Below are 21,695 nucleotides of genomic sequence, written 5' to 3'. Positions count from 1 at the left end.
GGTGGGCGGGGTCGCGCCGTACTGTTCGGTGATGCAGGATGGTCCGCCACCACCGCCCGACGAACCCTCCGCGCTGCCACCGCCCCCACCGCCACCGCCCCCACCGCCGCCGGTTCCGGGCCAGCCGTCGCCGCCGGTGGCCCCGCAGCAGCAGCCCTCGCCGGCAGCCCCGCAGCAGCAGTCCTGGCCGGCAGCCCCACAGCAGCAGCCCTGGCCGGCAGCCCCGCAGCAGTCCTGGGCCGGCGGGCCGCACCCGGGGTGGCCGGCGCCGCCGGTCCGACCGGTGCCGGCGGCCGGCGGCGGGGTCTGGCCGGTGGTCGCCGCCGCACTGGTCGGGGTCGGGGCGGTCGGCGCGACCGTCGGCGGCCAGACCGTCGGCTGGCTCGTCGAACAGGTGCTGCTCGTCGCCGGCCTGGACCGGCAGGACTGGCTCTGGCCGGTGACCGGCGTCGTGACCGCGCTGCTCGTCGGGGTACCCGCCGGACTGCTCGCCGCGCTGCCCCGCTCCCCGGCCGTCCGGGCGGCCGGCCGGGCCTGGCTGCTCGGCGCGATCGCCCTCGGCGGGCTGGGACTGCTCCGGGCGGTACCGCCCACCCTGCCGGAGGTCTACCTCGGCGGGCTGGCCGGGGCGGCCGGAGTGGGCGCCCTGCTGGTCCGGCGTTTCGGCGGCCCGGGTCGGCGGTCAGCCGGCCGGCCGGGACAGGTCCGGGCCGAGCCGGCCGCGACCGGCCTGGCCGTGGCCGGTGGACTCGCCCTGCTGCTGCCCTGGGTCTGGCTCGGCGCCCTCGGTGGCGTACTGGAGACGCTCTGCGGGCTGCTCGCCTCGGCCGCGCTGGGCTGGCTGGCCGCCACCATCCTCGATGGAGGGTTCTGGGCCGGCTACGAGCGGCCGGCGGCGGGTTACGGCGGCGGGTCGGCGGCGGGTCACGGCGGCGGGTCGGCCACGGAGCGCCCGGTGGGCGGGGCGCGGCTGGTCCTGGTCGGCGGGCTGGTGGCCGGGGTGACGCTGGCACTGCTCGCGGGCGGGATCGGCCAGTCCGGGGCGCAACTCGGCGCACTGCTCCTCCTCCCACCGGCCGGCTTCGCGCTCGCCGCCCTCCGGGTGACCTCCCGGCCCCGACCGACGGCCGGGACGACGGCCGGGACGACGGCCGGGACGACGGCCGGGACGACGGCCGGGACGACGGAGCCGCAGGCGCGACCGGTCGGCTCCGCCCCGGTCGGTTGGCTGGTCGGCATCGCCGTCGCCGGGCCGCTGACCCTGGTCGACCCGGAGGAGATCACCCTGCTGCTCTCCGGCGCCCGGGACGTGCCGTTCTGGGCCGCCGTCGCCGCCGCCGGCTCGCTCGCCGTCGCGGTGCTGCTCGGCATCGGGTACGGGGTCGGCCTCGGTCGCCCCACCGCACCCGTACCGCGCCGCCCGGTCGCCGCCGCCGTGGCCGGAGTCCTGCTGCTCGCCACCGGTGCGGTGTACGTCGGACTCGGCTCCCCCGGCTGGCACGGCGAACGGCTCTTCGTGGTACTCCGGGAGCAGGCGGACCTGACCGGCGTGGCGGCGCAGACCGGTCCGGCCGGTCGGCAGGCCCGGGGCCGGGAGGTGTACCGGAGACTCGTCGAGACCGCCGAACGGTCCCAGGCGGACCTGCGCCGGGAACTGGACCGGCTGCACCTGGAGCACACCCCGTACTACCTGGTCAACGGCGTCGAGGTGCAGGGCGGTGCGGCGGTACGGGCCTGGCTGGCCCGGCGCGGAGACGTCGACCGGGTACTGGTCAGCCAGCGGTTGCGCCCGCTGCCGGCCGGCGGGTCACCGAGGCGTGGCGACGAGCCGGCGCCGGCCGTACCGAGCTGGAACCTCGGCCTGATCGGCGCGGACCGGGTCTGGTCGCAGCTCGGCGTGGACGGCTCGGGGATCGTGGTGGGTGGTTCGGACTCCGGCGTGGACGGCCGGCACCCGGCGCTCTCCGCCGGCTTCCGGAGCGGCGACGACTCCTGGCACGACCCGTGGAACGACTCCCGCTCCCCCACCGACCTGGGCGGCCACGGCACGCACACCCTGGCCACCGCCGTCGGCGACGAGCGGGTCGGGGTGGCGCCCGGAGCGCAGTGGGTCGGCTGCGTGAACCTGGACCGGAACCTGGGCAACCCGGCGCGCTACCTCGACTGTCTCCAGTTCATGATGGCGCCGTTCCCGCCCGGTGCCGACCCGTTCACCCAGGGGCGCCCGGATCGGGCACCCCAGGTGCTCAGCAACTCGTGGGGCTGCCCCGAGATCGAGGGCTGCGCCCCGGAGACGCTCCAGCCGGCCACCTCGGCGCTGGCGGCGGCCGGGATCTTCTTCGTCGCCGCCGCCGGCAACACCGGTTCGTTCTGCGGATCGGTCGACGACCCGCCCGCCCCGTACCCGGACGTCTTCACCGTCGGTGCCGTGGACCGGCAGCGCCGGATCACCTCCTTCTCCAGCCGTGGCCCGGCACCGGGCGGGGTACCCAAACCGGACCTGGTCGCGCCCGGCGCCGACGTGCTCTCGGCGCTGCCCGGCGGCGGGTACGGCGTGCTCAGCGGCACCTCGATGGCGGCGCCGCACCTGGCCGGGGTGGTGGCGTTGATGTGGTCGGCCAATCCGGCGCTGGTCGGCGACCTGGAGACGACCCGACGGATCCTGCTCGACACCGCCGGACCGGCCGACCCGACCGACCCGTCGGGGCTGAGCACCGACATGTGCGGCTCGGAGCGGAACGTCACCGGCGCCGGCCTGGTCGACGCGTTCGCGGCGGTCGAGGCCGCCCGGGAACTCGGCCGGTCCGGCCGGTAGCCGGCGCCCGGGCCGTGTCCGCCGAGCCGGGCCGCGTCGGTTCGGCCGGGCTCGGTTAGGGTCTGCGGCTGTGAGCGCCGAGCCGTCCTTCACCGAGTTGACCGACGACCAGCTACCCGCCGTGGTGGAACTCTGCCGGGCGGCGCTGGACCTGCCGGAGGACTCGGCCGAGGCGGCCGAGATCGTGGCCCGGCTCCGGGACGACTCCGCGCTGCCGGGCGCCGCCGGGCCACGCCGGACCGTCGGGGTCGCCGCGTGGCAGCAGGGCCTGCTCGCCGGGGTCGCGCTCGGCTCGATGGCCGACCGGGGTCCGGATCCGACCGCCGGCCACCTCGACCTGGTCGCCGTGCGCCCGGACCGGCGACGGCAGGGCATCGGCCGGGCCCTGGTGACGCGGCTGGAGCAGGCGCTCGGCGGGCTCGGCGCGACCCGGGTACGCGTCGCCGGCAACCCGCCGCACTACGTCTGGCCCGGCATCGACGTCCGGTACACGCCGGCGATCTGCACCGTGCTGGCCCTCGGCTACGCCCCGGAGGGCACCGCCTGGAACATGACCGCCGACCTCTCCACCGAGTCCTCTCCGGCGCTGCGTTCCACCGAGGCGGCCGAGCGACGGCTGGCGGAGCAGGGCGTCACGGTACGCCGGGCCGAGCCGGCCGACCTGGAGCTGCTGACCGGGTTCGCCCGGTCGACCTTCGGCGGCAGTTGGGACGTCGAGGTGCTGCACTCGGTCGGTCGGCAGGGCGCCGGCTGCCACCTCGCGGTCCGTACGCCGGCCGGCGGCGGGGCGCCGGAGTTGCTCGGCTTCGCCGCGTACGGCTCGTCCCGGCCGAGCTGGTTCGGGCCGATGGGTACGGCGCCGGCCGCCCAGGGCCTGGGGATCGGCGGCGTACTGCTGCGCCGGTGCCTGCGCGACCAGCGGGCGGCCGGGCACCTGCGGGCCGAGATCGGCTGGGTCGGCCCGGTGCCGTTCTACGCGGGCAGCGCCGGGGCGCGGATCGAGCGGGTCTTCTTCCTCTACGCCAAGCAGCTCTGACGGCCGGCGGTCGGGGCGGGCGGTCCCGGCAGCGGTTCACATCGATACCGTGCCATTTGCCCGTGTGACCGGCCCGGGCCTCCTACCGTTTCCAGTGGAGGAGGAATCATGGCAGAAGACGACGAACCGGTCGACGATCTCTCGGTCGCCTGGGCCCCGACGGCGGACCTCTCCGCGCCCGGTCCGCCGGCCCGGTTCGACTACGGAGACGCCGACCAGCGGGCGGAAATGGCCGGGGCCGAGGGCATCCCGCCCGAGGAGGTAGTGGCACCGGTGGACGCGCCGATCTCCGTCCGGGAACCGTTCAGCCAGGCGGAGAAGCGACGCAACCAGCGGCGGATGCCGACATGACGAAGGGGCGGACCGCTGACGCGGCCCGCCCCCACGACGTGGAGCCTGGACTCAGAAGTCCATGTCCCCGCCGCCCGGCGCGGCCGGGGCAGCCGGGGTCTTCTCCGGCTTGTCCGCCACCACAGCCTCGGTGGTCAGGAACAGGGCCGCGATCGACGACGCGTTCTGCAGCGCCGAACGGGTCACCTTGGCCGGGTCGATGATGCCGGCCTGGAGCAGGTCGACGTACTCACCGTTGGCCGCGTTGAGGCCGTGCCCGGCGTCCAGGTTGCGGACCTTCTCGACCACGACGCCGCCCTCGAGGCCGGCGTTGACGGCGATCTGCCGCAGCGGGGCGTCCAGCGCGATCTTGACGATCTGCGCGCCGGTCGCCTCGTCGCCGGCCAGGTCCAGCTTGTCGAAGGCGGTCTTGCCGGCCTGGACCAGCGCGACACCACCACCGGGGACGATGCCCTCCTCGACGGCGGCCTTCGCGTTGCGCACCGCGTCCTCGATGCGGTGCTTGCGCTCCTTCAGCTCGACCTCGGTGGCCGCGCCGACCTTGATCACCGCAACACCGCCGGCCAGCTTGGCCAGGCGCTCCTGCAGCTTCTCGCGGTCGTAGTCGGAGTCGCTCTTCTCGATCTCGGCGCGGATCTGGTTGACCCGACCGTTGATCTGGTCGGCGTCGCCGGCACCGTCGACGATGGTGGTCTCGTCCTTGGTCACCACGACCTTGCGGGCCCGGCCCAGCATGTCGAGGCCGACGGCGTCCAGCTTGAGGCCGACCTCCTCGCTGATCGGCTGCCCGCCGGTCAGGATGGCGATGTCGCCCAGCATGGCCTTGCGGCGGTCACCGAAGCCCGGCGCCTTGACGGCGACGGACTTGAAGGTGCCCCGGACCTTGTTGACCACCAGGGTCGCCAGGGCCTCGCCCTCGACGTCCTCGGCGATGATGGCCAGCGGCTTACCCGACTGCATGACCTTCTCGAGGATCGGCAGCAGGTCCTTGACCGTCGAGATCTTGCTGTTGACGATCAGGATGTACGGGTCGTCGAGCACGGCCTCCATCCGGTCGGGGTCGGTCATGAAGTACCCCGAGATGTAGCCCTTGTCGAAGCGCATGCCCTCGGTCAGCTCAAGCTCGAGCCCGAAGGTGTTGCTCTCCTCGACGGTGATGACGCCTTCCTTGCCGACCTTGTCCATCGCCTCGGCGATGATCTCGCCGACGCTGGTGTCACCGGCGGAGATGGAGGCGGTGGAGGCGATCTGCTCCTTGGTCTCGACGTCCTTGGCGAGCTTGCTCAGCTCCTCCGAGACGTTCGCGACGGCGGCCTCGATGCCCCGCTTCAGGGCCATCGGGTTGGCACCGGCCGCGACGTTGCGCAGGCCCTCACGGACCAGCGCCTGGGCGAGGACGGTCGCCGTCGTCGTGCCGTCACCGGCGACGTCGTCGGTCTTCTTGGCGACCTCCTTGACCAGCTCCGCACCGATCTTCTCGTACGGGTCCTCGAGCTCGATCTCCTTGGCGATGCTCACACCATCGTTGGTGATGGTGGGGGCGCCCCACTTCTTCTCGAGCACGACGTTGCGGCCCTTCGGGCCCAGCGTCACCTTTACGGCGTCGGCGAGGGTGTTCATGCCCCGCTCAAGGCCGCGGCGCGCCTCCTCGTCGAACGCGATCATCTTGGCCATACGGCGTTGTCCTCCTGGACACTCACGGCCGCCGGAGCCTTGCCGACCCCGACCTGCCGCCTGATTACGCACCTTCGGACGTCACTACGGCACTGGCGGACGGGGCTCGCCGGCACCCGCAGGGGTGCCCGCCGTGCTCCGTCGCGCTGTGCGACAGTGACGTCCGCCGGCCGGGCCGGACAGCCCGCGACGACCGGCCATGTGCCGCGCACCCGCTCCCGGGCCCGCGACCGTGGCCCTACCGCCCCGACCTTGGCACTCGCGGTGTGCGAGTGCCAAACACTTGTTTAGCACTCTCCCCTGCCGAGTGCAAGCGAGTGTGCGGGTCGGACCGAGCCGTGGTACCGGTCCGGCCGCGGCCGGAGTACGGCGGGCGGCCGGTACCCGAACCGGAGCGGAACGGCAGCCGAACCAGCGATGTCGGGCTCGGCCCGTGCTCGACGGGCGGGACGTCGACCGGTTCCGGCATCAGGTGGCCGCCACCGGGAGCAGCCCACGAATCCGGGCGGTCCCGCCCCGCCGGTCGGCACGGGCCGATCAGCCGCTACACCTTCCCCGGCAACAGACCCGCGCCAGCCCGCCGTCCACCGGCACCGAATTGCGCGTTCTCGCAATCGGGAAAAGTCTCGCAGGGCGCGGTCGAGTCGCCCCGATCGGGACACCGTCGCGTTCCGGACCGCGGACCCGGGACCGGTTCCCGACCGCACACCGCCGGGGTGACGATTCGTCTCGGCAACCCCGGAAGATCCTCCGGGAGAAAGCGACGAGGGCGCGACCGGGCGCCACACATGGGCACCCGGAGCCGGGTGACCGGCCCGGCTACTCGACCGTCGGCACCCCGATCCGATCGGCACCCGAAAAGGCCGAACACGCACGGGTACTCGACACGGGGACCCGCCGGGCCGCAGACCGCGATCACCGATAGCGGCGTCGAACGGTGGGGGTCCGGAACGGGCCGGAAACGGTCCCGGCCACGGCGGGGCGGCGACCGGGTGGTGCGGAACGGGGACGAACCCGAGGAGCGGCGGGCCGACGGCCCGGCAGCTCAGGCGATGACCCGGACCTTTTCCGCCTGCGGGCCCTTCTGACCCTGGGCGATCTCGAACTCGACGCGCTGACCGTCGTCAAGCGCCTTGTAGCCGTCCATCTCGATCGCGGAGAAGTGGACGAAGACGTCCTGCCCACCATCGACCGCGATGAAGCCGTAGCCCTTTTCGCTGTTGAACCACTTCACGGTGCCCTGCGCCACGGTGCACTTCCTTACTTCGGTCGCGTCGGAGCTGCCCGAGCTCCGGCGACGCCGTATGCCTGCCGGGGCCGCCGAGTCGCTTTCCCCGAATGGATCATGCAATTGAACGGGATCCAACGAATCGAGCGGCCGAACCCGCACCGTACACCAAGGTCGGGTGGCAGCGCACTAGGCCAAAACGGTCACCGGGCGGGCAACCGGACGGTCGTTTTCCCGTCTCTCAGCCATTGGCGACCATCGCTGCCCAGGTCAACCCGCCCGCACCGAACCCGGCGGCGGCCCCGTCACCCGCCGAAACTGCTCCCCGTACGGCGTGCGACGATGGCCGGCGTGCCGGCTTCCATCCCGCAGACCACCACCGGGCCGCGCTCCGAGCACCCCACCGACCGCCCCGGGGCGACCGCGCCGGACCGGGCCGCCCGGACGACCGATTACGGTCTCCGGCCAGCCGTCGACGTCCCACCGGTCCGCCGGGTACGCCCCGGTGACGCCGCCCGGGTCCGGGCGATCCGCCTGGAGATGCTCGCGGACTCGCCACTGGCCTTCCTGGAGACGCTCGCCGACGCGGCGGCCCGGCCGCACTTCGAGTACGCGGCCCGGATCGCCGGGATGTCGACCGGGCACCGGACGGCGGCCTTCGTCGCCGAGGTCGACGGTCGGGTCGTCGGGCACGCCGGTGGGCAGGCCGCCCCCGGTCAGCCGGGCCTCACCGTGGTCTTCGCCGTCTACCTCACCCCGGCCTGGCGGGGCAGCGGCCTGCTGGCCGCCCTGGTCGAGGCGGTGGCCGACTGGTCGAGGGCGGCCGGCCGGCCGGAGCTGCTGCTGGAGGTGGTGGTCGGCAACGACCGGGCGGTACGCGCGTACCAGCGGCTGGGCTTCGTCGACACGGGGGTACGGGTGGCGCACCCGACCATCCCGACGCTGCGCGAACTACAGATGCGCCGGACCGCCTGACGGCGCGAGCCACCAAACCGCCTGACGGCGGAGGGGGCCCACCGGGACGGCGGGAACCCCTCCGCGCACCGGTCAGCTGTGCCGGCGGGCCTGCACCACCCGGAACCGGTTGGCGACGTAGGCGCCGTCGGTCAACGCGGCGTTCGCCGCCGGGTTGGCGCCGCTGCCGTGGAAGTCCGAGAACGCCGCCGACTGGTTGACGAAGACGCCACCGGTGAGGTTGCAGGAGAGGTGCACGCCGGTCTCGATCGCCGCGGTCTCGGCCGCGTCCAGCACGGCGGAGTCGGTGGAGTAGACCGAGGCGGTCAGCGCGCCCCGCTCGCCGACGGTCTGCCGCAGGATCGCCAGGCTGTGCGGGGTGGAGTCGGTGGCGATCACGAACGAGATCGGCCCGAACCACTCCCGCCCGTACGTGCCGGCGTCGTCGGCGCCGAGCTTCGCGATCAGCGGCGTACGCACCACCGCACCCGGATAGTTGGGGTGCTCGACCGGGCGGGACGGCAACACCGGCTCGCCGATCCCGGCGACCTCGTCGAGCCGGGCCAGTACCCCGTCGTTGACGATGGCCCCGGTCAGCTCGACGGCCCGGGCCGGGTCGCCGGTGAGCTTGCCGACCACCCCGGCGATGCCGGCGGCGACCTCGTCGACGCTCTTGTGCCCCTGGTCGGTCTCGATCCCGTCCCGGGGCACCAGGATGTTCTGCGGGGTGGTGCACATCTGTCCGCTGTAGAGGACCAGCGAGAAGCCGATGTTGCGGCACATCCCGGCGAAGTCGTCGGTCGAGTCGACCACGATCGCGTTGACGCCGGCCTTCTCGGTGTAGACGGCCGCCTGCCGGGCGTTCGCCTCCAGCCAGTCGCCGTACTCGGTGGAGCCGGTGAAGTCGACGATCCGCACCTCGGGGCGGAGCGCCAGGGTGGAGGCGAGCTTCTCGCCCGGTGCCTCGGGGGCGAGCAGGATCAGGTTCGGGTCGAAGCCCGCCTCGGCGAGCACCTCGCGGGCGTACCGGACGGTGATGGCGAGCGGCAGCACGGCCCGGGGGTGCGGCTTGACCACCACCGGGTTGCCGGTGACCAGCGAGGCGAAGAGTCCCGGGTAGGTGTTCCAGGTCGGGAAGGTGTTGCAGCCGATCGCCAGCGCCACCCCGCGCGGCACCACGTGGAAGTTCTTCGTCATCCGCAGCGGGTCGCCCTTGCCGGCCGGCTTCTCCCAGGCCGCCGTCGCCGGGTGCCGGGTCATCTCCCGGTACGCGTAGGCGAGCGCTTCGAGGGCCCGGTCCAGCGCGTGCGCGCCACCGGCCTGGAACGCCATCACGAACGCCTGCCCGGTGGTCGCGTGCACCGCGTTGGCCAGTTCGAAGACGTGGGCGTGCAGCCGGGCGAGGATCTCCAGGCAGACGCCGACCCGGGTCTGCGGCCCGGCGTCCCGCCAGGTCGGCAGCGCGGTCGCGGCGGCGGCGAGCAGCACCTCGGCGTCGGCGTGCGGGTAGCTCACCCCGAGGTCGATGCCGAACGGGCTCGCCTCGGTGGCCACCCAGTCGCCGGTGCCGGGCTGATCGAGCGGGAACTTGCCGCCCAGGTACGCCCGGAACGCCGCCTCGCCCTCGGCGGCGGCGGTCTCGCCGTAGACCCGGGGGCTGGGCGACTCGGGGTAGGCGGACCAGTAGGAGCGCTCGGTGATCGCGGTCAGCGCCCGTTCCAGGGTGTCGGCGTGCCGGGCGAAGAAGGGGTGCGGGGTCTCCGTCATCCCGCCATCATGCCGCACCGGCCCGGCCGGTCCCAGCCTGCGCACCCGGGCGGGCGCCGCTGGTCAGAGGGTTGCCTGCCAGGTGTTGAGCCCGGCCACCGCGCGGAAGCCCAGCGCCTCGTTGATCGAGATCATGTAGTCGTTCGACGCCGCGTTGTAGGTGTCGATGACCCGCAGCGCCGGCTCGTGCGCCCGGATGTGCCGCAGGTTGTCGACCTTGATCACGGTGCCGAGGCGGTGCCCCCGGTGCGCCGGCTCGACCAGGGTGATCTGCTGGAAGGCGTGCCAGTCGCAGCTGGTGTTCATGCCGATCCCGGTCCAGGCCACCAGCCGGCCGGTGGCGTCGTGCCGGGCGCCGCTGTTGTACCAGTACTGGCCGCGCTCCTGGTGCGCCTCCTCCATCTCGCGCAGCCGGCCCACGTCCGGCCGGGCCGCCTCCCAGGTCAGGTCGCCGAGCGGCGCGTCGCTGATCAGGCGGCTGTCGAGGTAGGCGACGTCCTCGGCGTACTCGTCGGGGGTGGCGCCCCGCCAGCGCACGATCGAGTAGCCCTCGGCCCGGGCCAGTCCCTCGGTCAGCAGCCGGTCGAGTTCGGCCTCGTCGAGCGTGCTCAGGTCGAGCCGGCGGCGTACGTCGGCCAGCGCCGGTTTGGCGCCCATCGCGGCGGCGAAGGCGTCGCCCGGCGTCGTCGGCGCGGCGTCGGGGCTCATGTTCGCCACCTCGCCGATGATCCGCTTGCGCCCCTCCTGGCGGACCAGCCGCACCGCGTGGTTGTAGAGCGCCCGGCCGACGCCCCGGCGGCGGTACTCCGGATGGACGGCGAGGGCCAGCTCGGCGTTCTCCAGGTTCTCCCGCTGCGGCAGCGAGACGCCCAGGTAGCCGACGGCCACCCCGTCGAGATAACCGAGCGCGTACCGGCCGTCGCTACCCGGCCACGGGCGCCGCAGCCCGGCGAAGAAGCGCTGCCGGGACAGCGTCGGCACGTCGGGCTGGTCGGCCGTGCGCGCGGCGGACTCGATCTCGTACGCCCGCTCGGTGGCGGCCACGTCGGCGACATCCAGTGGGGTGACCACGATATCCATGCTCTGGAGAGTGCCGCTTGCACGAACCGGGCGCGACCGAATATCGGGGGACCGTCACCCGGGTCGGTGGATTCGCGTTGAGCCCGACGGGCGGCGACGACGTCGGCCGGACCGGGCGGGAGAGTTTGGTCGGGAGGACGCCCGCACAACGCCTCCGGCGCTGGGTCGTAAGAGCTTTGAAAGTCTACGGCGGTGCGTCCTCCCGCACGGAGCATCTTGCGTCGTGCAGATGCAGGCGTCAAGCCCTCTTCCGCGTGTTTTCGTCACGGGCGGCAAAAGAGCAGCTACGCACCGCATCCGTACCGCCGGCTTCGGCGGGCCGCCGATGGGACCGAACGATTCCACCTGCAAGTTGCACGTGCATCTGCCCGAGCACGCTTCGGGCAGATGCCAAAAATTTCTTCCGGAAAATTCAGCCGAGCAGCCCGGCGTCGCGGACGGCCCGCAGCGACGGCTTGACCCGGTACGTCGGACCGACCTGTGCCGCCACCGCGTCCAGGGTCTTGAGGCCCTCGCCGGTGTTGAAGACCACCGTCTCGGCGTCCGGATCCAGCCGGCCGCTCGCCACCAGCTTGCCGAGTACGGCCACGGTGACCCCGCCGGCCGTCTCGGCGAAGACGCCGGTGGTCCGGGCCAACTGCCGGATGGCGGCGCGGATCTCGTCGTCGTCGGCGTAGTCCATCCAGCCGCCGGTACGGCGCACCGCCTCCAGTGCGTAGAGCCCGGCGGCCGGGTCGCCGATGTTGAGCGACTTGGCGATCCCGGTCGGCCGGACCGGGGTGATCACGTCGGTGTCGGCGTGCAGCGCGACGGCGATCGGGTTGCAGCCGACCGACTGGGCGCCGAAGACCTTCCAGCCGTTCGGCGGCGCCTCGACCAGTCCGATCTCGACCAGCTCGCTGAACGCCTTGTCAATCTTGGTGAGCAGCTCGCCACTGGCCATCGGGATGACCACCTGCTCGGGAATCCGCCACCCCAACTGCTCGGCCACCTCGTAACCCAGCGTCTTGGAGCCCTCGGCGTAGTACGGCCGGACGTTCACGTTGACGAAGGCGGTGTCCTCGAACTCGTCGGTCTCGACCAGCTCGCCGCAGAGCCGGTTGACGTCGTCGTACGAGCCGTCGATCGCGACCACGTCGCCGCCGTAGACGGCGGTGGTCACCACCTTGCCCTGCTCCAGGTCGCCGGGGATGAAGACGATCGACGGCACCCCGGCCCGGGCCGCGTGCGCGGCGACCGAGTTCGCCAGGTTGCCGGTCGAGGCACAGGCGAACCGGGTGAAGCCGAGACCACGGGCGGCGGTCAACGCCACCGACACCACCCGGTCCTTGAACGAGTGCGTGGGGTTGGCGCTGTCGTCCTTGACCCAGAGCGGCGCCCGGATGCCCAGCTCGGCGGCGAGGCCGGCGGCCGGCACCAGCGGGGTCAACCCCGGGTCGAGGGTGACCCGGGTGGTCGGGTCCTGGCCGGTCGGCAGCAGCGCGGCGTACCGCCAGAGGTTCTTCGGGCCGGCCTCGATGTCGGCCCTGGTGACCCGGGCCAGGGTCGCGGCGTCGTAGCCGACCTCCAGCGGGCCGAAACACTCGTAACAGGCGTGCTGCGCGACCAGCGGATATTCGGTGCCGCAGCCGCGACAGACGAGAACGCGGGCGGGGTTGGGTGCCACCGGGCTGGTCTGGCTGGGGGTCGCGTCGATGATCGACGTCATGGCGATAGCCGTCCTCTCATCTTTCCCTGGCGCCGCACCGCGCGGCGGGGACGGATTTGGCACCTGCTCCGCCGTGGAGTGGTTGCCGGGGCGTCATCGGGCCGTATCCCTCAGCCCCTCTGGATGAGGTATGAAGTTGTGCCGACAGTCTACGGGCACCGCAGGCCGCTGTCCCGGGTCTGTTCGCGGTGTGAGGAAGATCCCCGCACCGGGTCACCGGACCGCCGCCGACCGCCGGCTGAAATAGTTACCCGGGCTAATGAGAATTCGGGTACGGCCGGCGGACGCGGTCCGGCCGGGCAGGACGGGAGCAACGACGGTGCGGGACGGGATGCAGGCCGGAACGGTCCGGATCACCGGGGCGGGCGGCGACGAGATCGAGGCATATCTCGCCCAGCCCCTCGATGCCACGCCGCACGGCGGGGTGGTGGTGATCCACCACATGCCCGGCTACGACGAGCCGACAAAGGAGATCACGCGTCGGCTGGCCAGCTACGGGTACGCGGCGATCTGCCCCAACCTCTACTCCCGGGAGGCACCCGGCGCCAGCCCCGACGACGCGGCGGCGACGGCACGGGCCGCCGGTGGCGTACCCGACGACCGGCTCGTCGGCGACGTCGGCGGCGCCGCCGACCACCTGCGCGGGCTGCCGGCCTCGAACGGCAGGGTCGGGGTGATCGGGTACTGCTCCGGTGGCCGGCAGGCGTTCCTGGCCGCCACCCGACTGCCGCTGGACGCCGCCGTCGACTGCTACGGCGCGTTCGTGGTCGGCAACCCGCCGGAGAGCTTCCCGCTGGCGGTGAAGCCGCTGCTCGACCAGGCCGACCGGCTCTCCTGCCCGCTGCTCGGGCTCTTCGGCGCCGAGGACCAGTACCCCTCCCCGGCCCAGATGGACGAGCTGTCCCGGGAGCTGACCCGGCTCGGCAAGCCGCACGAGTTCCACACCTTCGCCGACGCCGGGCACGGCTTCTTCGCCGTCGACCGGCCCAGCTACCGGCCGCTGGCCGCCACCGAGGGGTGGCAACGGGTCCGGGACTTCTTCGACCGGCACCTGAACGCCTGACCGGCGAATCCCCTCCGTCCGAGTCCCCTCCTCCGAGTCCCCTCCGTCCGAGCCCGAGGAGGCCGGCATGTGCACGTACGTCACGGTGAAGCGCGAGGTCGACGGCAGCGGCAAGGGTGCCGGCGGCTGGTTCCCGGTCAGCCACACCTGCGTCTACGTGGACCATCCGACGCACGCGCCGTACGCACACACCCTCAACATCGACTTTCTGAACCCGGCCGCCGGCCCGGGGGCGCGGGTCGCGGTCGAGCTGACCGAGGAGTCCGCGCTCGCCCTGGTCGAGGCGATCCAGGCCGCCCTGGCCGCCGCGCCGGCCGGGCTGGCCAGCCGCGACCAGCAGGTCTGACCCGGAGTACCCGTGGCCGGGACACGAGCCCCGGCACGGGCACCCCGGGCGGTCAGCCGGCCTGGTCGAGCCGGGCCAGTTCGTCCGGGCTGAGCCGCAGGGCGCCGGCCGCCACGTTCGCGACCAGGTGCTCCGGATTGCCGGTACCCGGAATAGCCAGGACGTGCGGGCCCCGGTGCAACGTCCAGGCGAGCCGGACCTGTGCCACCGTCGCGCCGTGCGCCCGCGCCACCGCCCGCAGCTCCGCATCGGAGTCACCGGCGGCGGTCGCGCCCGCCTCCCGGCCGGCGCCCGCGATCGCGAAGAACGGCACGAAGGCGACGCCCTGCTCGGCGCAGATCCGCACCAGGTCGTCGGCGCTACGCCGGTAGTCGACGCCGTACGGGTTCTGCACGCAGACCACCGGCGCGACTGCCTGCGCCTCGGCGAGCTGCTCCGGCCGTACGTTGGAGACGCCCAGGTGCCGGATCAGCCCGGCGTCGCGCAGCTCGGCCAGTACCCCGAACCGCTCCGCGATCGGTTCGGGGCCGTGCACCCGCAGGTTCACCAGGTCGAGGTGGTCCCGGCCGAGCTGCCGCAGGTTCTCCTCGACCTGGCCGCGCAACTGCTCCGGCCGGGCCGGCGGCAGCCACTCGCCCGACGGGTCCCGCCCCGGCCCGACCTTGGTGGCGATGACCAGGTCCTCCGGGTACGGCGCCAGCGCCCGGTTGATCAGTTCGTTGGCCGACCGCAGCGGCGAGAAGTAGAACGCGGCGGTGTCGATGTGGTTCACCCCGAGTTCGACGGCCCGGCGGAGCACCGCCACCGCCCGGTCCCGGTCGCTCGGCCCGCCGTCGGAGTTCCGGGTCAGCCGCATCGCGCCGAAGCCGATCCGGTTGACCGTCAGGTCGCCGAGCCGCCAGGTGCCGGCGGACGCCGCACTCACCTCGTCGGATCCTGTCATCGCCGAACGCCTCCTCGTGCGCTGTCCACCCGTGGTCGGCCGACCGCCACCGCAGTGGTCGACGGTCGGCACGGCGGCGAAGACTAGCCGGTCGCCCACCCGGCCGGACAGGGCACTACCTGCGGATTTCGTCGATGTCCCGTGCGACAATGGTGTGGTCGGGCCGCGTGTCGCCGTGCAGCGCCCGACTGCCGTCCGGGCGCCCCGGAGCCGCCGACTCAGAGCGCCCGGGACTGCCGCACCAGGGCCCGGCCCACCCCGGCCACCGCGACGACGGCGACCACCCCGAGCAGCAGGAAGTGCGGCCAGACCTCCGCGAACCCGCGCAGCAGCGCCTCCCGGAGCGCGGTGACGCCATGGCTGACCGGGTTGACCACGGCGAGGATCCGCGGCACCGTACCGAGATTCTCGATCGGATAGAACGACGGGCTGGCGAAGAGCAGCAGCGGGACCAGCACGTTCACCAGTACGGTGAACCGCTGCGCGTCCCGCACCACGGTGGCGAGCAGCAGGCAGAGCGCGTTGAACGCCAGCGCGGCGAGCAGCGCCCCGCAGAGCAGCGCGGCCCAGCGATCCGCCGGCCAGCGAACCCGGAACAGTGCCGCCGAGGCCGCCAGCGCGGCGACCGTCTGCACCGACACCAGGGCGGAGCCGGCGAGCAGCTTGCCGGCGACGTACTGCCACCGGGTCAGCGGGTACGACCACAGCTCCAGCGCCATCCCGTGCGCCCGCTCCCGCACCAGCGCGGTACCCGAGATGGTGGCGGCGGAGAGCAGCGCGGAGAACATCAGCGCGGGAATGACGAAGTCGGGATAGCCGACGGTCCGGCCCCGGTAGGTGACCGTACCGATCAGGTCGGCGAGCGAGGTGGCGAAGAGTGCGATGTAGACGGCGCTCGGCACCACCGCGAGCAGCAGGTCGCCCCGGTCGCGGGTGAGCAGCAGCCACTCCCGCCGCAGCGTCGCGGTGAGTCCGGAGCCGTGCCAGGGCGGCGCGGCGGTCTCGTCGTCGGCCAGGCCGGTCAGGCTCACCGGGTGGTCACCTCCGATCGGGTCAGGGCCACGAAGGCCTCCTCCAGCGAGGCCGTGGCCAGCTCCACGCTGTCGACCGGGATCCGCTGGTCGGCCAGTTCGGCCAGCAGCCGGGGCAGCCGGCGCCGCAGGTCCGGTCCGGTCAGGACGATCTCGTTGCCGCTGCGCGCGGCGGCCAGCCCCAGCCGCAGCGCCCCGGCGGCGATCGCCGGCCAGCCGTCCACCGAGCCGCTCCGCAGCACCGCCCGCGCCTCGCCGCGTTCGTCGCGCAGATCCGCCGGGCTGCCGTCCCGGATCAGCCGGCCGTGCCGCAGCACCAGCACCCGTTCGGTGTTCCGCTCCACCTCGTCGAGGTAGTGGCTGGTCAGCACGATGGTCAGCTCGTGCTGCCGGCGCAGTTCGTTCAGGGCGGCCCAGACCCGACGCCGGCCCTCGACGTCCAGCCCGACCGACGGCTCGTCCAGCAGCAGGATCCTCGGCACCCGGAGCAGCGCCCGGACCAGCTGGAGCCGGCGCCGCTGCCCGGCGGAGAGGGCCTGCACGAGCCGGTCCTGGCTGCCGGCCAGCTCGAAGGCGCCGAGCAGGTCGTCGGCCCGGGAACGGGCCCGGCGCCAGGGCAGGCCCCGGAACGCGGCGGCGACCCGCAGGTTGTCCCGGACCGAGAGGGTCAGGTCGAACGGCCCGGACTGGTGCACCACCGCCACGTCCCGCTTCGCCTCGCCGTCGGGCTGGCGGCCGTGCACCAGGAGCCGTCCGGAGCTGGCCGGGCAGGCCCCGCAGACCAGTTTGAGCAGGGTGCTCTTGCCGGCGCCGGCCGGGCCGAGCAGCCCGACCGCCTGGCCGGGCGCAACGTCGAAGGTCAGCCCGTCGACCGCCGGGGCGGTGGCGCCGGGATACGCCTTGACCAGGTCGGCCGCGGCGATCGCCGGGGTCACGGCGCACCGTCGAGCGCGGGCTGCGGGAATCCCGGCAGCGGGGGTACGCCGAGCGTGGCGAGGATGGTCCGGATGGCGCTCACCGGGCCGGTCTCCGACAGTGGCGGGCCGGTCCGCAGGTGGTGGTCGACGTCGTCCGGGGCGATGACCGGCTGGGCGTCGTCGGCTCCGTCCACCGGCGCGACGCCGTCCCGGCCGCCGGACGGGGCCGGTGCGCCGAACCGGCAGCCGAGCACGATGTCGAGCCGCTGTGCCGGCCGGGCCGGGCGGCTCCGGCCGGCCAGGGCGGTACGCAGGTCGTCCACCGGGCGTACCGCCGCCGGGGAGATGCCGACGGTCACCCCGCCCAGCGCGTCGAGGGCGTCCAGGGCCCGGCGTACCCGGTCCGGCAGGGCGGAGCCGGCGGCGAGGTGGCGTACCCGGACCAGGTCCTGGGTTCGGCGGCTCCCCGACACCGGAAGCTGGTGGTCGGTCTCCGGTACGGCCCGGGCCGCCGCGCCGACCAGCCAGAGCGTGACGCCGTCCGGCAGCGGCAGGGGCGGGCCGCCGACGGCCGGGGCACCCGGGGCACGGGCCGGGACCTGCGGCACCCGGCCGAGCAGTGCCGCCCGGGGCACCGGCGGGTCGTACAGCGGCAGGTTGTCACCGGCGGTCAGCAGGTGCTCCGGCAGCCGGGCCACCACCCGGTGCACCACGATCCCGTCGCCGTGCTGGTACGCGACCACCTCGCCCGGGCAGACCTGGTCGAACTCGACCGGCTCGACCACGACGGTGCCGTCGGAGAGCACCGGCACCATGCCGGAGCCGGTGACCGGTACCCGGGCCAGGCCGCCGGCCGCGAGAGTCGCCCGTACCCCGTCGGCGAAGCCGCTCACCGGTGGCCCCCCTCGCCGGCCGGTCCGGACGGCTCGGCCGACCGGAGCAGGTCGCGGGCGTGCAGCAGCGCCACGAACTCGCGGACGTCCCGGGCGACGGCCTCGCGTTCCCGCCCGTCGTCGCCGCCGAACGCGTCGGCCAGCTCCCGCACCACGGTCGGCACGTCGCTGCCGGCGGCGAGCCGGCGCCAGATCCGCGCGGCGCTCACGTTGAACGTCTGGAACTCCCCGTCGTCCGGGTGGTAGAGCCGGACCTCCTCGTCGTCGTCTACCCAGACGACTGCGGAGTTGATCCCGACCGTCACGCGACACCTTCCCCTCGGGTGGTCGGCAGTGGAAGCCACCGGCGTTCTCCGGACGGTGGGGCCCGGGCCCGCCGGTCGTCGTACGCCGGGCCGTCCCGGGCCGGGCGGGGCGGCGTCCTCGCCCGACCCCGTCGCCGCGTACCGCCGGAGCCGGTGCAGGCGGCAGCGCCGGCAGTCCGCCGGGTCCCCGTCCTCGACGGCGCCGGCCGGCGACGGGTCGTCCGACGGACCGGTCGGGACGGGCGGGGCGAACATCTCGTGCAACGGCTGGTATCGCAGGTTGCCGGCCCGGTGCGGCGGGCCGGCGACCGCCCCGCGGGGATAGACGTCGCCGCGCGGGTCGACGTGGATGTCGAGGCCGTCGAGGCCGCAGTCGGCCGGTACCGGGCAGGACCGGGCCGCGAGCGGGCCCCGGCTGAGGAGCCTGCGGGCGACCGGGCTCGTCCAGGCGGACCGCCGCGCCGACGGGTGCTCCCCGCCGAGCTGTTCCCAGCCGAGGTGGAGACCGTCCGGGGTGCCCCGGTCGAGGGCGGTGTGGCTCATCATCCGGACCCGGCTGAACTCGATGCCGTCCAGGAACGCCATCAGGCTGTCCAGCGCGGCGATGTTCTCCGGCGACACCACGTGGTCGATCGCCGGCCTCACCCCGGCCGCGTTCAGCAGGCTCAGCCCGCGTACGGTCCGGGCGAGCGGGTTCTCGCCGGGGGCGGCCCCGGGCGTCTCGTGGCTGCCGCCGTACAGGCTGACGGTGATGCCGGCGAAGGTGTCGGCGATCCGCCGGGCGGTGGCGGCGTCCCGGATCCGGCTGCCGGTGGTGACCAGGTTGACGGGTACTCCCCGGTTGCGGGCCCGCTCGGCCACCTCGAAGAGGTCGTGCCGGAGCATGGGTTCGCCGCCGGTCAGGACCAGCAGTTCGGCGCCGAGGTCGGCGATCTGGTCCACCAGGTCGAGGGACTCCGCCGGCTCCAGCTCGTCTGGGAGCCGGTGGGTGCAGGAGGCGGAGCGGTCCCGGCACGGCGGGTGGCAGCCGTGCGTGATGGCGTAGCGGACCGTCCTCAGCCTCGGTTCGGCCGCCCGGAGCCGGGGCACCTGGCCCGGCAGGTACACCAGCCAGTTCAGCACCAGGACGGCGAGTACGCGTTCGAGCCGGCGCCGCCCGTCCGGCGCGGCGGCTCCGGAGGGCAGGCCGGGTCCGGGCGGCGCGGTGAACTCGGGTGGCGGGGCGGTGCCGGCGGCGAGCGCCCGCAGCAGCCCGAGTTCCTCCTCGGTGAGCACCGCCCAGGCGGCCAGGCCCCGATTCTCCACGAGATACCGGTCCCGGCACCGGAAGTAACCGAGATCGTCCGGGACGACCAGGGAACTCCACAGTGTCGACAGCCGCATGACCACTCCCCGTCCGGCCGGAGGAACTCGCCGTCGAGCGGTTCCCCGCTGTCCCGAAGCCCGGCTCGGCGGTCTCGCCGACGGGACTCGAACCTGACAGAAGAATCACAGACAGTCATTGAGCGGTACCAGAAAGCAAAAATGTCGTCTTGACAACGCGTACGACCGGCTCTAATGTCCGGGTCCCTGCCACCCCACCGTCCCGGGTTCCGGGGTCGTCACCCCGGGCGGAAGGCGAGGTGCTGTCCATCGTGTCCGCGATCTCGGTCTCCGTGGTCGACGACGACCGGATGCTGCTGGACGGCATGGCCGCCTGGCTCGGCTCGGTCCCCGACCTCCGGCTGCTCTGCACGGCGGCCACCGTCGACCAACTCCTCGACACCGAACCGGAACCGGCCGACGTCGTCGTGCTCGACCTGCTGCTGGCGGACGGCTCCGCGCCGGTGGAGAACGTCCGTCGACTCGTCGGCACCGGCCGGCCGGTGCTGGTGGTCAGCGTCGTACCGCACGTGGTGCACGGCGTCGACGTGATCCGGGCCGGCGCGTCGGGTTACCTCACCAAGGACCACGACCTGCCGAGCCTCGCCGACGCGATCCGTACGGTCGCCCGGGGCGAGGTGGCGCACTCCCCCGAGCTGGCCTTCGCCTGGTCCTGTGACGAGCGGCCGGACCGCCCCAAGCTGGCACCCCGGGAACGGGCCGTCCTGGTCGCCTACGCCTCCGGCATGACGCTGACGGCGGTGGCCCGCAAGGTCGGCATCCAACCGACGACCGCCCGGCAGTACCTGGACCGGGTCAAGGCGAAGTACTGCGACGCGGGGCGGCCGACGTACACGAAACTCGACCTCGCCGACCGGGTCCGCGAGGACGGGCTGCACCGCTACTCGTCCGCCTCCGGCGACGACGCCGGCCAGAGCAGTTCCACACTGGTGCCGTGACCGGGCTCGGAGAAGAGTTGCAGCTCGCCGCCGACCTCGGTCATCCGCTCGGCGATCGAGCGGCGTAGCCCGAAACCGCCGTCGGCGGCCTCGGTGTCGAACCCGACCCCCCGGTCGACGATTCGTACCCCGAGTACGCCCTCGTAGCAGTCGACGGTGACCCACGCCTCGCCGGTACCGGCGTGCCGGGCCACGTTGTTCAGCGCCTCCCGAGCCGCGTCGCAGACCGCCCGTACGACGTGCCGGGGCGGCTGGGTCGGCACGTTGCCCGAGAGCAGGTGCACCCGCAGTCCCAGCCCGGTCGCGTCGGCCACCACCTCGGCGAGGCTGGCGCCGAGCGTGATGTCCGCCTCGGCCCGGTCCTCGGTGACCAGGCTCCGGATGTAGTCGGCCTCTCGGCCGCAGCGCCGCCGTACGTCCTCGGCGCGATGGTCCAGCCCGCCCCGGGCGATCGCGGTCAGCGTCGCCAGCGCGGTGTCGTGCAGCCGGCGGTAGTGGTGCAGCCGTTCGGCGTACCGGGCCGCCCCGGCCGCCGTCGCCGTCTCGGCGGCGAGCCGGCGCTGGGTCGCCTCGTCGACGGCGCCCGCCTGGGCGCAGAGGAACCGGCGGGTGAAGTGCAGCACCAGCGCGAACCAGACGCTGGAGTTGACGTGGTTGACGAAACCCGACTCCCAGGGCGGCAGCCCGCCGATCTGCACCGAGGCGGCGGCCACCGCGGTCAGCACCAGCAGCGCGAGGCCGAGCAGCAGCGCCCGCAGGGTCAGCACCGCCCCGACCAGCGCCGCCGAGCCGAGGGCGAACTTGCCGGCCCAGTTCGCCGCCGACAGCTCGTAGCCGGACCGGATGTTGGCGTTGACCAGGACCAGCAGCCCGCAGGTGATCGCCACGTCCACCACGACGTTGCCGTAGCTGAACCAGCCGCGCCGCCACACCAGCATGCCGAGCAGCACGTTCCAGCCGACCGCGCCGGACAGCAGCGCCACGTTCAGCGCCGGGCTGTGGTAGCGGTCCGCGCTGCTGGTCATCCCGAGCAGCGCCGGCACGATGTAGCTGGCCCGCTGGCAGAAGAGCACCACCGCGACGAGGCGCAGCGCCCGTTCCCGGCCGGGCATCATGACCATCAGCCGAGCGTCCACCCAGCCCAGTCGCGCCTCGGCGAGGAACCGGCTGATCCGCCGGGGCGGTCGCCCGACCCGGGTGGCGAGGTCCAGCACCGGGCACCCCCTGTCCCAGAGTCACCGGGGCCGCTCTGCTGGCGGCACC

At 73.8% G+C, this 21,695-nt stretch carries 18 protein-coding genes and 1 riboswitch; of the genes, 7 read left to right on the top strand and 11 right to left on the bottom strand.

Annotated elements, in window-relative coordinates; all coding sequences use genetic code 11:
• The first annotated feature begins 31 nt into the window (after positions 1-31).
• The 3 genes from C6361_RS11085 (at position 32) to C6361_RS11075 (ending at position 4,202) form a co-directional block, all read left to right on the top strand.
• Positions 32-2,815, top strand: a complete 2,784-nt coding sequence (locus C6361_RS11085; RefSeq protein ID WP_159079290.1) for a S8 family serine peptidase — start codon at positions 32-34, stop codon at positions 2,813-2,815.
• A gap of 70 nt (positions 2,816-2,885) precedes the next feature.
• Positions 2,886-3,851 carry a GNAT family N-acetyltransferase gene (locus C6361_RS11080; protein WP_107267681.1) on the top strand — a complete coding sequence of 322 codons (966 nt, stop codon included), beginning with the start codon at positions 2,886-2,888 and terminating at the stop codon, positions 3,849-3,851.
• Between the two features lie 108 nt (positions 3,852-3,959).
• On the top strand, positions 3,960-4,202 hold the full coding sequence (locus C6361_RS11075) for a hypothetical protein (protein WP_107267680.1): 243 nt from the start codon (positions 3,960-3,962) through the stop codon (positions 4,200-4,202).
• 51 nt (positions 4,203-4,253) lie between these two features.
• Here the strand turns inward: C6361_RS11075 and groL are convergent, their stop codons facing one another.
• Together groL and C6361_RS11065 are read right to left on the bottom strand one after the other, a co-directional pair.
• Positions 4,254-5,876, bottom strand: coding sequence for a chaperonin GroEL (groL, locus tag C6361_RS11070; protein ID WP_107257537.1), 1,623 nt, complete (start codon positions 5,874-5,876; stop codon positions 4,254-4,256).
• Between the two features lie 1,045 nt (positions 5,877-6,921).
• Positions 6,922-7,125 (bottom strand): cold-shock protein, encoded by a 204-nt coding sequence (locus C6361_RS11065; protein ID WP_033342363.1) that lies wholly within the window; start codon positions 7,123-7,125, stop codon positions 6,922-6,924.
• Between the two features lie 507 nt (positions 7,126-7,632).
• On the opposite strand from C6361_RS11065, the gene C6361_RS11060 reads away from it, so the two are divergent.
• Positions 7,633-8,079: a GNAT family N-acetyltransferase gene (locus tag C6361_RS11060; RefSeq protein WP_234359592.1), complete on the top strand. Its 447-nt coding sequence runs from the start codon at positions 7,633-7,635 to the stop codon at positions 8,077-8,079.
• A 72-nt stretch (positions 8,080-8,151) separates the two neighbouring features.
• Here the strand turns inward: C6361_RS11060 and paaN are convergent, their stop codons facing one another.
• The 3 genes from paaN to thrC form a co-directional block, all read right to left on the bottom strand.
• Entirely contained in the window at positions 8,152-9,825 is a 1,674-nt protein-coding gene (gene paaN / locus C6361_RS11055) for a phenylacetic acid degradation protein PaaN (protein ID WP_107267678.1), read from the bottom strand.
• A 63-nt stretch (positions 9,826-9,888) separates the two neighbouring features.
• Positions 9,889-10,905 carry a GNAT family N-acetyltransferase gene (locus C6361_RS11050; protein ID WP_107267677.1) on the bottom strand — a complete coding sequence of 339 codons (1,017 nt, stop codon included), beginning with the start codon at positions 10,903-10,905 and terminating at the stop codon, positions 9,889-9,891.
• 412 nt (positions 10,906-11,317) lie between these two features.
• A complete protein-coding gene (gene thrC, locus C6361_RS11045; RefSeq protein WP_107257533.1) occupies positions 11,318-12,613 on the bottom strand; it encodes a threonine synthase in 1,296 nt (431 codons plus the stop codon).
• A gap of 13 nt (positions 12,614-12,626) precedes the next feature.
• Positions 12,627-12,743: riboswitch (SAM riboswitch) on the bottom strand.
• Between the two features lie 189 nt (positions 12,744-12,932).
• Between thrC and C6361_RS11040 the strand changes: the two genes are divergently transcribed.
• Together C6361_RS11040 and C6361_RS11035 are read left to right on the top strand one after the other, a co-directional pair.
• Positions 12,933-13,676 carry a dienelactone hydrolase family protein gene (locus tag C6361_RS11040; RefSeq protein WP_107257532.1) on the top strand — a complete coding sequence of 248 codons (744 nt, stop codon included), beginning with the start codon at positions 12,933-12,935 and terminating at the stop codon, positions 13,674-13,676.
• 67 nt (positions 13,677-13,743) lie between these two features.
• Positions 13,744-14,022, top strand: a complete 279-nt coding sequence (locus C6361_RS11035) for a DUF6295 family protein (RefSeq protein WP_107257531.1) — start codon at positions 13,744-13,746, stop codon at positions 14,020-14,022.
• A gap of 52 nt (positions 14,023-14,074) precedes the next feature.
• On the opposite strand, the gene C6361_RS11030 is transcribed toward C6361_RS11035, so the two are convergent.
• The 5 genes from C6361_RS11030 to C6361_RS11015 all read right to left on the bottom strand — a co-directional run bounded on the left by C6361_RS11030 (position 14,075) and on the right by C6361_RS11015 (position 19,494).
• Complete coding sequence (locus C6361_RS11030) at positions 14,075-14,965, bottom strand: oxidoreductase (protein ID WP_107267676.1); 891 nt, start codon at positions 14,963-14,965, stop codon at positions 14,075-14,077.
• Positions 14,966-15,183: 218 nt separating this feature from the next.
• Positions 15,184-15,996 (bottom strand): ABC transporter permease, encoded by an 813-nt coding sequence (locus C6361_RS11025; RefSeq protein WP_199853322.1) that lies wholly within the window; start codon positions 15,994-15,996, stop codon positions 15,184-15,186.
• Positions 15,993-16,931 carry an ABC transporter ATP-binding protein gene (locus tag C6361_RS36965; RefSeq protein WP_159079289.1) on the bottom strand — a complete coding sequence of 313 codons (939 nt, stop codon included), beginning with the start codon at positions 16,929-16,931 and terminating at the stop codon, positions 15,993-15,995. The genes C6361_RS11025 and C6361_RS36965 overlap by 4 nt, the downstream gene beginning before the upstream one ends.
• Positions 16,928-17,806 carry a S24/S26 family peptidase gene (locus C6361_RS36960; RefSeq protein ID WP_159079288.1) on the bottom strand — a complete coding sequence of 293 codons (879 nt, stop codon included), beginning with the start codon at positions 17,804-17,806 and terminating at the stop codon, positions 16,928-16,930. Before C6361_RS36960 ends, C6361_RS36965 begins: the two co-directional genes overlap by 4 nt.
• Complete coding sequence (locus C6361_RS11015; RefSeq protein ID WP_107267674.1) at positions 17,803-19,494, bottom strand: PqqD family peptide modification chaperone; 1,692 nt, start codon at positions 19,492-19,494, stop codon at positions 17,803-17,805. The genes C6361_RS36960 and C6361_RS11015 overlap by 4 nt, the downstream gene beginning before the upstream one ends.
• A 239-nt stretch (positions 19,495-19,733) precedes the next feature.
• Here C6361_RS11015 and C6361_RS11010 point away from each other — a divergent pair, with 239 nt between their 5' ends.
• The gene (locus C6361_RS11010) at positions 19,734-20,432 is read left to right on the top strand and encodes a response regulator (RefSeq protein ID WP_234359443.1); all 699 of its coding nucleotides are present in this window, start codon (positions 19,734-19,736) and stop codon (positions 20,430-20,432) included.
• Here the strand turns inward: C6361_RS11010 and C6361_RS11005 are convergent.
• Positions 20,375-21,646 carry a sensor histidine kinase gene (locus tag C6361_RS11005; RefSeq protein ID WP_107257527.1) on the bottom strand — a complete coding sequence of 424 codons (1,272 nt, stop codon included), beginning with the start codon at positions 21,644-21,646 and terminating at the stop codon, positions 20,375-20,377. The genes C6361_RS11010 and C6361_RS11005 overlap by 58 nt on opposite strands.
• Between the last annotated feature and the right edge of the window lie 49 nt (positions 21,647-21,695).

Origin of the sequence: Plantactinospora sp. BC1 (genome assembly GCF_003030345.1) — a bacterium.
Classification (GTDB): Bacteria; Actinomycetota; Actinomycetes; order Mycobacteriales; family Micromonosporaceae; genus Plantactinospora.
This window is presented reverse-complemented; position numbering and strand designations above follow the sequence as displayed.